15 protein-coding genes are annotated in these 10,910 nt (G+C 64.7%); 4 read left to right on the forward strand and 11 right to left on the reverse strand.

Features of this window, described 5'->3' with window-relative positions; genetic code table 11:
- A partial coding sequence (clpX, locus tag JHC57_RS18060) for an ATP-dependent Clp protease ATP-binding subunit ClpX (RefSeq protein WP_294031767.1) occupies positions 1-1,257 on the forward strand: 1,257 nt, incomplete at its 5' end.
- A 266-nt stretch (positions 1,258-1,523) separates the two neighbouring features.
- Complete coding sequence (locus tag JHC57_RS18065; RefSeq protein ID WP_294031769.1) at positions 1,524-5,039, forward strand: TonB-dependent receptor; 3,516 nt, start codon at positions 1,524-1,526, stop codon at positions 5,037-5,039.
- A 102-nt stretch (positions 5,040-5,141) separates the two neighbouring features.
- Here JHC57_RS18065 and JHC57_RS18070 read toward each other — a convergent pair whose 3' ends face one another.
- From JHC57_RS18070 to JHC57_RS18115, 10 genes are all read right to left on the reverse strand, one after another.
- Positions 5,142-5,552, reverse strand: coding sequence for a SufE family protein (locus JHC57_RS18070; RefSeq protein WP_294031771.1), 411 nt, complete (start codon positions 5,550-5,552; stop codon positions 5,142-5,144).
- 128 nt (positions 5,553-5,680) lie between these two features.
- Complete coding sequence (locus JHC57_RS18075; protein WP_294031772.1) at positions 5,681-5,926, reverse strand: hypothetical protein; 246 nt, start codon at positions 5,924-5,926, stop codon at positions 5,681-5,683.
- Positions 5,927-5,949: 23 nt separating this feature from the next.
- On the reverse strand, positions 5,950-6,213 hold the full coding sequence (locus JHC57_RS18080) for a hypothetical protein (protein ID WP_294031773.1): 264 nt from the start codon (positions 6,211-6,213) through the stop codon (positions 5,950-5,952).
- Positions 6,214-6,242: 29 nt separating this feature from the next.
- Complete coding sequence (locus JHC57_RS18085; RefSeq protein WP_294031774.1) at positions 6,243-6,506, reverse strand: hypothetical protein; 264 nt, start codon at positions 6,504-6,506, stop codon at positions 6,243-6,245.
- 10 nt (positions 6,507-6,516) lie between these two features.
- Positions 6,517-6,834 (reverse strand): hypothetical protein, encoded by a 318-nt coding sequence (locus JHC57_RS18090; protein ID WP_294031775.1) that lies wholly within the window; start codon positions 6,832-6,834, stop codon positions 6,517-6,519.
- Between the two features lie 13 nt (positions 6,835-6,847).
- The gene (locus tag JHC57_RS18095) at positions 6,848-7,147 is read right to left on the reverse strand and encodes a hypothetical protein (RefSeq protein ID WP_294031777.1); all 300 of its coding nucleotides are present in this window, start codon (positions 7,145-7,147) and stop codon (positions 6,848-6,850) included.
- Between the two features lie 38 nt (positions 7,148-7,185).
- On the reverse strand, positions 7,186-7,566 hold the full coding sequence (gene pspC / locus JHC57_RS18100; RefSeq protein WP_294031779.1) for an envelope stress response membrane protein PspC: 381 nt from the start codon (positions 7,564-7,566) through the stop codon (positions 7,186-7,188).
- A gap of 1 nt (position 7,567) precedes the next feature.
- Complete coding sequence (gene pspB / locus JHC57_RS18105) at positions 7,568-7,846, reverse strand: envelope stress response membrane protein PspB (RefSeq protein ID WP_294031780.1); 279 nt, start codon at positions 7,844-7,846, stop codon at positions 7,568-7,570.
- A 12-nt stretch (positions 7,847-7,858) separates the two neighbouring features.
- Positions 7,859-8,521, reverse strand: a complete 663-nt coding sequence (pspA, locus tag JHC57_RS18110) for a phage shock protein PspA (RefSeq protein ID WP_294031782.1) — start codon at positions 8,519-8,521, stop codon at positions 7,859-7,861.
- A 98-nt stretch (positions 8,522-8,619) separates the two neighbouring features.
- Positions 8,620-8,781 carry a hypothetical protein gene (locus tag JHC57_RS18115; protein WP_294031783.1) on the reverse strand — a complete coding sequence of 54 codons (162 nt, stop codon included), beginning with the start codon at positions 8,779-8,781 and terminating at the stop codon, positions 8,620-8,622.
- Positions 8,782-8,954: 173 nt separating this feature from the next.
- On the opposite strand from JHC57_RS18115, the gene pspF reads away from it, so the two are divergent.
- On the forward strand, positions 8,955-9,980 hold the full coding sequence (pspF, locus tag JHC57_RS18120; RefSeq protein WP_294031785.1) for a phage shock protein operon transcriptional activator: 1,026 nt from the start codon (positions 8,955-8,957) through the stop codon (positions 9,978-9,980).
- 12 nt (positions 9,981-9,992) lie between these two features.
- Here pspF and JHC57_RS18125 read toward each other — a convergent pair whose 3' ends face one another.
- The gene (locus JHC57_RS18125; RefSeq protein WP_294031786.1) at positions 9,993-10,502 is read right to left on the reverse strand and encodes a hypothetical protein; all 510 of its coding nucleotides are present in this window, start codon (positions 10,500-10,502) and stop codon (positions 9,993-9,995) included.
- 227 nt (positions 10,503-10,729) lie between these two features.
- Here JHC57_RS18125 and rplU point away from each other — a divergent pair.
- Positions 10,730-10,910 (forward strand): 50S ribosomal protein L21 (gene rplU / locus JHC57_RS18130; RefSeq protein ID WP_294031788.1); only part of this gene is annotated, 181 nt, incomplete at its 3' end.

Raw genomic sequence — 10,910 nt, forward strand, 5'->3', positions numbered from 1 at the left:
GGCTCGGACAGCAAGAGCACCCTTTACTGCTCCTTCTGCGGCAAGTCGCAGCACGAAGTCCGCAAGCTGATTGCCGGGCCGACCGTGTTCATCTGCGACGAATGCGTCGAGCTGTGCAACGACATCATCCGCGAAGAGATCAAGGGCGGAATCGCCGCGCGCAAGGACGGCGCGGTGCCGACGCCGCTGGAAATCTGCCAGCACCTCGATTCCTATGTGATCGGCCAGAACACCGCCAAGCGCGTGCTGTCGGTCGCGGTCCACAATCATTACAAGCGCCTCGCGAACAGCGGCCGCGGCGACGACGTCGAACTCGCGAAGTCGAACATCCTGCTCGTCGGCCCGACCGGCAGCGGCAAGACCCTGCTCGCGCAGACGCTCGCGCGTTTCCTCGACGTACCCTTCACCATGGCCGACGCGACGACGCTGACCGAGGCCGGCTATGTCGGCGAGGATGTCGAGAACATCATCCTGAAGCTGCTGCAGGCCAGCGACTATAATGTCGAAAAGGCGCAGCGCGGCATCGTCTATATCGACGAGATCGACAAGATCAGCCGCAAGGCCGAAAACCCCTCGATCACCCGCGACGTGTCGGGCGAAGGCGTGCAGCAGGCGCTGCTCAAGCTGATGGAAGGCACGACCGCGAGCGTTCCGCCGCAGGGCGGCCGCAAGCATCCGCAGCAGGAATTCCTGCAGGTCGACACGACGAACATCCTGTTCATCGCGGGCGGCGCGTTCAGCGGCCTCGAAAAGATCATCGGCGACCGCCTGCAGGGCAAGTCGATCGGCTTCGGCGCGCATGTCGCCGGCCCCGACGAACGCCGCTCGGGCGAAGTGCTGAAGCAGATCGAGCCCGAGGATCTTCTGAAGTTCGGCCTGATCCCGGAATTCGTCGGCCGCCTGCCCGTCATCGCGACGCTCGAGGACCTCGACGTCGACGCGCTGGTCAAGATTCTGGGCGAGCCCAAGAATGCGCTGGTCAAACAGTACAAGAAGCTGTTCGACCTGGAGGAGGTCGCGCTGACCTTCACCGACGATGCGCTGGTCGCGGTCGCCAAGAAGGCGATCGAACGCAAGACCGGCGCGCGAGGGCTCCGCTCGATCGTCGAGGCGATCCTGCTCGACACGATGTTCGACCTGCCCGACCTGACGGACGTGGTCGAGATCGTCGTCGACAAGGATGTCGTCGAGGGCCGCAAGGACCCCGTCCGCGTCTATGCCGACAAAACGAAGGAAGCGGCCGGCGACGCCGCCTGACCCGAGTCGCGCGCCGAAGAGTGCGCGACTTTATGTTGCATTGCAGCAACAGTTTCCGGAAAAAGCATGCCCGCGCCTGTTGATAAATCGAGGGGCGTGACGGAAATCGGCAGTTTTTCACCCCCCGTCTGAACGGCGCGCGCTTCGCGTCTTGCACTGTCACAATTGCTGTCACAATCGTGCCACATGCGGGCTTCAGGGGCGCTCGCAGGCCAAGCGCGCCCCGTTCGGGCGCCTGCCAACTGCACGATAGGGGACATCCTGACATGAAACTTCGTTATTCGATCGCGGCGAGCCTGATGGCTATCAGCGTCGCGAGCGTCATTGCCGCGCCGGCCCAGGCGCAGCAGATCACGACCGGCATCCAGGGCCAGGTCAATGACGACAATGGCGCACCGATCGGCGGCGCAACCGTCGTCGTCACCGACACGCGTACGGGCGCCGCGCGCACGCTGACCACCGGTGCCGACGGCCGCTTCAGCACCTCGGGCCTCACCACCGGTGGTCCCTACCAGGTCGCCGTCACCGCCGGCGCCTATGAAGGCCAGACGCTTCAGGACATCTATACCACGCTGCAGGGCAGCACCGACCTCACCTTCTCGCTCACCTCGGGCGGCGGTGAAATCGTCGTGACCGGCAGCCGCGTCCGCGTGACGCAGCTCGAAGTCGGTCCGGGCACCAGCTTCTCGACCGAAGTTCTGGCGAGCGCCCCGTCGTTCAACCGCGACGTTCGCGACATCATCCGCCTCGACCCGCGCGTCAGCCTCGACCGCGACGACGGCGGCTCGGGCCAGGACCGCATCTCGTGCCTCGGCGGCAACGACCGCGGCAACGCCTTCACCGTCGACGGCATCAGCCAGGGCGACATCTATGGCCTCAACGACACCGGCTTCTCGTCGCGCAGCTCGACCCCGATCCCGTTTGACGCGGTTCGCGAAACGCAGGTCCAGTTCGCACCCTTCGACGTCGATTACGGCTCGTTCACCGGCTGCGCGATCAACGTCGTGACCAAGTCGGGCACCAACGACTACAAGTTCGGCGGCTTCTTCGAATATGGCGACAACGGCATGCGCGGCGACAAGGTCAAGGGCCAGCCCGTCGCCCCGATCGAAGCCGAAAAGCGCTGGGGCGCCTGGCTGAGCGGCCCGATCATCAAGGACCGTCTCTTCTTCTTCGGTGCCTATGAGCATCAGGAAGCCGGCCAGTCGCAGGACGACGGCCCGGCCGGTGCCGGTTACGCCAACGAGCTGGCCGGCGTTCCCGTCGAGGCGTTCAACGAAGTCTCCGACATCCTGAGCAGCATCTATGGCATCGAAACCGGCCCGCTGGTCCGCAGCCGCCCGTTCGAAAACGACCGCTATTTCGGTCGCCTCGACTGGCAGGTCAACGACGATCACCGCCTCGAGCTGACCTATCAGCGCCTTGAGGAAGCGACGACCCGTCCGGACGACTTCAGCACCACGGCGAGCAACCCGCGCGTCACCGGTCTCAACACCTTCTATCTGAGCGGCACCAAGTCGGACTATTATTCGGGCCGCCTCTATTCGCAGTGGACCGACAATTTCTCGACCGAACTGCGCTATTCGCGTTCGAAGGTCACCGACCGGCAGGATCCGATCGGCGGCGGCGAAGCGCAGTCGGACAATCCGATTCCGCGCATCATCGTCGGCGTCGACGATGGCGACGGCAACCTCGGCCAGATTCTGGCGGGCCCCGGCTTCTCGCGCGCGGCGAACGATCTGCGGACGACGGTCGACGCCTATCGCGCGGTCGCCAAGCTCGACATGGGCGCACATCAGCTGAAGGTCGGGTTCGAAATGAACCGCGCCGATCTCTTCAACCTGTTCGTCCAGAACGCGACCGGCACGCTCTATTTCCAGAACATCGACGATCTGCGCGCCGGCCTGCTGTCGCCTGGTTCGACGACCAATCCCACCGCATCGCAACTCAACTCGGGCGCGGCGGTCGGTGCCGAAGGCAATTTCTCGGCGACCGGCGACGTCCGCGACGCGGCGGCCGCGTTCAAGCGTTCGACCTACTCGATCTTCGCGCAGGACGACTGGGAAGTCACCGATCGCCTGAAGGCCGTCGTCGGCGTGCGTGCCGATTGGTATTCGGGTGGCCAGCCCAACTATAATGCGGTGTTCCAGCAGCGTTACGGCTTCTCGAACACGACCGGTTTCAGCAACCTGGACCCGATCGTCATGCCGCGCCTCGCGCTGACCTATGACATGGACGATTTCGCCGTGTTCGGCCGGCCGAAGCTGACCGCCGGCGTCGGGATCTTCTCGGGCGGCGACCCGCTCGTGTGGTTCGGCAACGCGTTCCAGAACGACGGCCGCGGTTTCGCGACCGGCACGACCTCGGACGCCCTGTGCGCTCCGATCAAGGACGCCAACGGCCAGATCAGCGTCGTCACCAACGGCCAGTTCACCGGCGTTCCCGGCTGCTTCCAGCAATCGGCGTCGGACAGCGCGGCCCGCGGCCTCGGCGACACGCAGTCGATCAGCCCCGACATCAAGATGCCGTCGGTGCTGCGCGCCAACATCGGCTTCACGTCGGAGCTGAACTTCGCGCCGTCGGGCTTCTTCAGCGGCTGGAACCTGAACCTCGACTATATCTACAGCAAGTATCGCAACCCGTTCACGCTCGTCGACCTGTCGCAGACGGTCGATCCGCGTCTCGGCGTCAACGGCTTCACCGTTGACGGGCGTCCGATCTATCGCTCGATCGATCCCAACGCCGCGAACTGCAACGCCGAGCTGGTCGGACTGAACCCCGGCCCGGTCTTCACCGGCGTCACGGCAGCCTGCTTCAGCACCAGCCGCGACGACGAACTGCAGCTCACCAACAGCGCCGGCTATCGCAGCCACAACGCATCGATCATCCTGTCGAAGACCTTCGACGGCGGGCTGTTCACCGCGAACGGCAATGTCGATTTCAACCTCGGCTATGCCTATACCGACTCGCAGGATCGCCGGAGCATGTACAACTCGACGGCGGGTTCGAACTATGACCTCGTCGCCGCGTTCGATCGTCAGAACCCGGCCGCGGCGCGCGGCTTCTATGAAAGCCGGCACAATATCTCGTCGCGCCTCGCCTTCCGCGAGGAATTCTTCGACGATCTGTCGACGCGCCTCGGGATCACCTTCGTTGCGCGGTCGGGCCGTCCGTACAGCCTGACCTTCACCGGCGGTGGCGAATTCAACGACAGCGCGTCGGGTTTCGAAAACGCGCTCGCCTACATCCCGACCGGTCCGAACGATCCGAACGTCGTCTTCCTCGACACGCTCAATTCGACAGGCGGGGTGGTTCGTACCGCGGCGCAGAATGCCGCCGATCTCGACAGCTATATTTCGGGCCTGAAGTGCGCGAACAAATATCGCGGTCAGACGATTGCGCGGAACACCTGCACCAACGACTGGTATTTCGACGTCGACCTCAGCTTCTCGCAGGAGCTTCCGGGGCCGGGCCGTCTGTTCGGCCGCAACGACAAGATCAAGCTCTATGCGATGATGGACAATTTCCTGAACTTCCTCGACAGCGGCTGGAATGCGCAGAAGCGCCGCAACTTCGCGGGTCTTCAGGATATTGCCACGGCGGGCCGCGCGCAGGTGCGCGTCGGCAACACCACGGTCGCACAGGCCGTGCCGGGCGTCGACAACCAGGGCCGCTACGTGATCTCGGGCTTCAACGGGCTCGACAACATCGCCAGCGACAACCAGATCAACATCAGCTCGTCGGTGTGGCGCCTGAAGATCGGCGTGTCGTACGAATTCTGATCGCAGGTCAGTCAGAAAAAAAGGGGCGCGGGAGGCAACTCCCGCGCCTTTTTCTTTGCCTCATATGAAATGAAAGACGGCGCCGGCCGTGAGCGACCGGCGTCAGCCCGCGGCGATGCGGCGCGCGGTATCCTGGACCAGTGCGATCATGTTGGGCACGCCCTGCGTGCGGTTCGACGAGAGCTGGCGCGTGAGGTCGAAGGGCGCGAGCGCCGCGGCGACATCCATGCCGGCAACCTCGCGCGCGGGCCTGTCCTGGACCGCGGCCAGCACGAGCGCGACGATCCCCTTGGTGATCGCGGCGTTGCTGTCGGCGACGAAATGCAGCCGGCCGTCCGGCTGCGACACCGGATAGACCCAGACGCTCGCCGAGCAGCCGCGCACCAGCGTCGCGTCGGTCTTGAGCGCGTCGGGCATCGGCTCGAGCGACCGGCCGAGATCGATCAGCAGGCGATAACGATCGTCGCCGTCGAGAAAATCATATTCTTCGAAGATATCGTCGAGACTGCGCATGGCCGCGCCCCTCGCACAGATGACGCCCCGTTGGAAGGCCTCGAAACGACATCGGCCCGCTCCGCCGCCGGTCGCCGGACGGAGTGGCGACGGACAGGGGAGCGGGCCGGTACCGGGAGTAGACTGGATTAGAGGTCGACCCCCGCTGCGATCGCTTCGAGCTTGCGCAGCCGTTCCTTGAGGTCGGCGATCTCGATCCGCGACCCGGCGTTCGGGACGCTCTGATCCTGAGGCGCCGCCACATGGCCCGCCGCGAGCTCCTCGCGCTTCAGCTGGATCCAGTCGCGCCAGCCGCGTAGCGCGACAAGGCTGACGATGCTGAGCGCAGCGAGCGCGACGGCGGCGGCGGTGAAGTCGGGGGTGATGAAGGCCATGAGCGTTGCTCCTTTGCCAGCGTTCAGATTTTGCTGCTATCGCGCAGTTTCTCGATTTCCTGGTCGAGCGTGACAGCGCGATTATTGTCGGTGGCGATGCGTTCGAGCACCTGGATGCGATCCTTCAGTGCGCGGATCTCGGCCTGCAGCGCCTTGGTCTCGGCATTGTCGGTGGCGACAAAATAGTCGCCGCCCTTGTGATCGCGGCGGATGCCGTGCTTGGCGCGGACAATGCTGCCGATGGTCACGATGAGGACGATGCCGACGACCATTTCAAACGGGCCCATGGGGAGGTTCCTTTCCGTATATCTTTGTTTTAGTTCAGCGGGGCGTCGCGCAGCTTTTCGATCTCGTCGGCGACATCAATTCCCTTGTCGGTAACGATGCGCTCGAGAACGCGAACGCGCGCCTCCAGCCGTTCGGTCTGCGCCGCATATTGCGCGGCCTTTTCGGCGGTCTCGTTGGTGATCGCCTTGAACTGCCGTTCCTTGAACTTCAGGTGACGCTCGTACGCGGCGTAACCGATGCCGAGCGTGACGGGCAGCCCGACGACGATGAAGAGGATGAAGATGGCTTCCATGTTCGTTCCTTCAGTTCGACGGGCGCCGCAGCGCCTCGATCTCGTGGCTCAGCCGGTGACTCTCGTCGGTGACGATGCGCTCGATCACCGCAAGGCGATCCTTCACCGAGCCGAGCTCGGCGCGCAGCTGGGCATTTTCCTGGCTGATCAGCTTGACGCGCTCCATCGCCTCGTCGCTGGTCCTCGGATAGACCGCCTTGCCCCAGCTGTTCTCGAGCGGATAGCCGTTCTTGACGCGGAGCCAGGTGGTGAAGACCCAGCCGCCGACCCCGGCAAGGCCGACGATCGCGGCAACGGGGGCGATGGTGTTCAGGACGTCGAGATTCATTATCTTGTTCCTCTCAGCGCAGACGGTCGATCTGGTCGGCGAGCTGCGCCGCCTGGCCGTTGCTTTCGGTCGCGATGCGTTCGAGCACGGCGATCCGCTCTTCGAGCCGCCCGATCTGACCCGCGAGCTTGGCGTTGTCGTCGGTCAGCAGGGCGATTTTTCGATCAGCGTCGGGGTCGGTTCGATGAACCGTGCCGCCCCATTCATTCTCGACGGGATAGCCATGCTTGGCGCGGATCCAGGTGGTGAACATCCAGCCGCCGATCGACAATGCGATGATGGCGAGGACGAAGGTGGTGCCACCGAAATTCATTCCTTATCTCCCTGTTGCCGTTTCCGCCTGAGGCCCGATCAGCGGAGAGCGTCGATCTCGTCCGCGAGGCGGCGGTTGTGGCTGGTGTAATATTGTTCGATGTCGGCGAGCCGGCGGTCGATATCGCGAAAGCGCGAGCGGATGTCGCGAGTCGACGCGCTGGGGTTCGAGCGCACGCCCTGCCAGAATTTCGCTTCCTCGTTCGAGCCGTAGAGCGCGAAGGGTTTGGGCGTGCCCATCCAGGCGACCATCCAGTAGGCGATCAGCGTCCAGGGAAAGCCGCCCATCAGCGTGAGCAGCACCGCGCCGACGCGGACCCACAGGACGTCGATCCCGCTATAGTCGGCGATTCCCGAGCAGACGCCGCTCCATTTCGCATTCTGCTTGTCGAGATAGAATTTCGTGCGGCTGGCAGACATCTCAGTTCCTCCGGGTCTTATGGTTTTCGAGTTGCGCCAGTTCTTCATCGCTGCGTACCGCGGGGCGGAAATCGGGATGGTCGGCGCTGATGATGCGTTCGACGGTGTGCAGGCGGTTTTCGAGGCGCCGTGCGGTGTCGTAAAGTTCGTCGAGCAGCTGTTCATCTTCTCCGGTCAGCGTCTTGGCCTGTTTCCACTTGGTGATGTAGTGGAGGATCAGCCAAGGCAGACCGAGGAAGAGGGTTCCGATGACGATCGGGACGATGATGATCTCTTCCATCGGTCCGGCTCCTTAATTCTTGCCCTGCGCGGCCTTCAGCGCGGCGAGTTCGTCGGCGACCTTGTCGGCGGCCTGCAGCTCGGCGATTTCCTCGTCGAGCGACTTCTTGTAGCCGAGGCCCAGCGCATCGGCGCGACCTTCGGCTTCGTCGACGCGGCGTTCGAGGATCTCGAAGCGCGAGAAGGCATCCTCGACGCGGTCGCCGTTGGTCATTTCGCGCAGCCTGTAGCGGTTCTCGGCGCTTTCGAGGCGGTTGACGACGCTCGACTGGCGCGCGCGGGCTTCGCTCAGCTTCTTCTGTAGCTTGGCGATGTCGGCCTCATAGCCGGTCAGCGCGTCGTCAAGGACGGCGATCTCGGCCTTCAGCTTCTCGGCCATGTCGCCGGCCTTCTGCTTTTCGACGAGCGCGGCGGTGGCAAGGTCCTCGCGGTCCTTCGACAGCGCGAGTTCGGCCTTTTCCTTCCAGCTGTCCTGCAGGCTTTCGAGCTTGGCGATGTGGCGGCGCATTTCCTTCTGGTCCGCGATCGTGCGGGCGGCGGAAGCGCGGACTTCGACGAGCGTTTCGTTCATCTCGAAGATGATCTGGCGGATCATCTTTTCGGGGTCCTCGGCCCGGTCGAGCAGGTCGGTGACGTTGGCGGCGATGATGTCGCGGGTTCGTGAGAAAATACCCATTTGAAACTCCTGTCGAAAACTTGAGACCTTGTGTCTTGTCAAAAAAGGCTGGTGCCGGGGCGGGGCAAGGGGGGAGAGTGCCCCGGCACCAGTGCCGGTCAGACCATGGGGCTGACCGCCGGGGTTGCTGCAGTTACCAGAAGGCCGATGGCGGGGTTGCCAGCGGCCGCGGCGGGATAATCGATCGCACCGACGAGGACGGCGAGCGCTCCGAACGCGCTGAGCGCGAAAGTGGCTGCCTGGGCAATCTTCGTCTGCATCGATCTACCTTCCCTTTTGCTGCACCGGAGCGCGATGCGCCGGTTCGATGAAATCTTTGCAGGAGGCGTGCCAATTGCAGAAAGCGGCAGAAAACTGAGCAACTTCACACGAAAACGCTTCTTCTGACCGATTTACCTTGCCAATCAGCGGGAAAATTTGCCAATGATTGGGAATGGAGCGCGAAACCCAATTCATCGGTCAGTCGGCGGCGTTTCAGGATGCGGTCGAGCGCGCGAGCCTTGCGGCCTCGCTCGACCGTCCCGTGCTGGTGATCGGCGAACGCGGCACGGGCAAGGAGCTGATCGCCGAGCGCCTCCACCGCCTGTCGGCGCGCTGGGACCGCCCCTATGTCATCATGAACTGCGCGGCGATGCCCGAGACGCTGATCGAGAGCGAGTTGTTCGGGCACGAGGCCGGCGCCTTTACCGGCGCGACGCGCAGTCGCGCCGGGCGATTCGAGGAGGCCGACGGCGGCACGCTCTTTCTCGACGAGCTCGCGACCATGTCGATGGGCGCGCAGGAACGCCTCCTGCGCGCGGTCGAATATGGCGAGGTCACGCGCGTCGGGGCGTCGCGCCCGATCCGCGTCGACGTGCGTATCGTCGCGGCGACCAACGAGCATCTGCCCGCACTGGTCGACGACAATCGATTCCGCGCCGACCTGCTCGACCGGCTGTCGTTCGAGGTGATCACCCTGCCCCCGTTGCGTGCGCGCGAAGGCGATATCGAGGTGCTTGCGACCTATTTCGGGCAGCGCATGGCCGCGGTGATCGGCTGGGACGAATGGCCGGGCTTCGGCCCGCGCGCGCTCGCCGCAATGGAAGGGCATGACTGGCCGGGCAACGTCCGCGAGCTGCGCAACGTCATCGAACGCGCCATCTATCGCTGGGGCGACCGGTCGAAGCCGGTCGATGCCCTGAGTTTCGACCCGTTCGCGAGCCCCTGGCAACCGGCGGTGCGCAAACCGGCCGCCCCGACCGGCGCGCCCGCCGCCGTGCCGGCCGATCCGGCGCCCGCCGCTTCGGCCCCGTCGGGGCCGGTCAGCGACCTGCGCGCCGCGGTCGATGGCTATGAGAAGCAGATCCTCGCCGACACGATGGCGCGCTGCCGCTTCAACCAGAAGGTCGCGGCCGAGGCGCTGGGGCTGAGCTATGACCAGATCCGCCACGCGCTGAAGAAGCACGGGCTGAATCAATAGGCCGATGGGCGATTATTGCTCCGGCAATTGCGCGTTCAGCGCCTCGATCACCGCATCCTGTGTCGACACGAGATCGGCGAGCCGGTCGCGCAGCGCATAGATATCGGGCAGGCCGTCGACCTGCTCATCGATACTGCGATCGAGATAGAGGCGGTCGATATCGGCGAGCGCGGCGGTGAGCGGCGCACGCGCGGCAGTGAGGCGCGAGATCGCCTGCTGCGCGACGACCCAGCGCTCGCTCGCGACCGGTGCGCCTGCCGCGGCGGAAACGAGCGATGCGGCCGCACTGCGCTCGGCGGCGAAGGCCTGTTGCCCGGCAGCTCCGTCCGATTCCCAGCGCCGGAGCCGTCCGGCGAGATCGGTCGGCAGCGGCCCCGGCGGGGTTACCGCGACCGGTGGCGGCGCAACGTCGAATCGCCCTTCGACCGGGCGCTTCGCGAGCGACGGCGCATCGCCCGCCTGCGTCGCGGCGCAGGCCGATAGCGGGAGCAGCATGACGGCAAAAAGATGGGCGCGCTTCATTGCCGCCCCTGATATGGGGACCAGCCCGCGGCAGCAAGTGCCGAATCGGACGCGAGAGCCCGATCGGCGCCGCGCTTGCTTTTTCAGCGAAAAGCACGGGATTTGGCGGTTGACAGCCCGCCCTTCTCTCGCTAGTGGCGCTGACTTTCCCGCATGCCGGAAAAATCGCCTGCTCTGGCGGGTGACTGGCAGCGCGGGTGTTCTAGTTTCTGATTGGATGGAAGACCATGTTCGCAATCGTGCGCACGGGCGGCAAGCAGTATCGCGTCGCCGCTGGAGACAAGATCGCCGTTGAAAAGATCGACGGCGAAGCCGGCGACACCGTGTCGCTGGGCGACATCCTGCTGGCCGGCGACGGCGGCGAAGTGAAGAGCGCCGACGGCCTCGTCGTTTCGGCCGAGATCATCG

Source organism: Sphingopyxis sp. (assembly GCF_016463645.1).
Classification (GTDB): domain Bacteria; phylum Pseudomonadota; class Alphaproteobacteria; order Sphingomonadales; family Sphingomonadaceae; genus Sphingopyxis.

Excerpts from the sequence above, each read along its gene's own strand:
- JHC57_RS18065 (WP_294031769.1), top strand. The coding sequence starts at position 1,524 with ATGAAACTTCGTTATTCGATCGCGGCGAGCCTGATGGCTATCAGCGTC.
- JHC57_RS18070 (WP_294031771.1), bottom strand. The coding sequence starts at position 5,552 with ATGCGCAGTCTCGACGATATCTTCGAAGAATATGATTTTCTCGACGGC.
- JHC57_RS18075 (WP_294031772.1), bottom strand. The coding sequence starts at position 5,926 with ATGGCCTTCATCACCCCCGACTTCACCGCCGCCGCCGTCGCGCTCGCT.
- JHC57_RS18080 (WP_294031773.1), bottom strand. The coding sequence starts at position 6,213 with ATGGGCCCGTTTGAAATGGTCGTCGGCATCGTCCTCATCGTGACCATC.
- JHC57_RS18085 (WP_294031774.1), bottom strand. The coding sequence starts at position 6,506 with ATGGAAGCCATCTTCATCCTCTTCATCGTCGTCGGGCTGCCCGTCACG.
- JHC57_RS18090 (WP_294031775.1), bottom strand. The coding sequence starts at position 6,834 with ATGAATCTCGACGTCCTGAACACCATCGCCCCCGTTGCCGCGATCGTC.
- JHC57_RS18095 (WP_294031777.1), bottom strand. The coding sequence starts at position 7,147 with ATGAATTTCGGTGGCACCACCTTCGTCCTCGCCATCATCGCATTGTCG.
- pspC (WP_294031779.1), bottom strand. The coding sequence starts at position 7,566 with ATGTCTGCCAGCCGCACGAAATTCTATCTCGACAAGCAGAATGCGAAA.
- pspB (WP_294031780.1), bottom strand. The coding sequence starts at position 7,846 with ATGGAAGAGATCATCATCGTCCCGATCGTCATCGGAACCCTCTTCCTC.
- pspA (WP_294031782.1), bottom strand. The coding sequence starts at position 8,521 with ATGGGTATTTTCTCACGAACCCGCGACATCATCGCCGCCAACGTCACC.
- JHC57_RS18115 (WP_294031783.1), bottom strand. The coding sequence starts at position 8,781 with ATGCAGACGAAGATTGCCCAGGCAGCCACTTTCGCGCTCAGCGCGTTC.
- pspF (WP_294031785.1), top strand. The coding sequence starts at position 8,955 with ATGGAGCGCGAAACCCAATTCATCGGTCAGTCGGCGGCGTTTCAGGAT.
- JHC57_RS18125 (WP_294031786.1), bottom strand. The coding sequence starts at position 10,502 with ATGAAGCGCGCCCATCTTTTTGCCGTCATGCTGCTCCCGCTATCGGCC.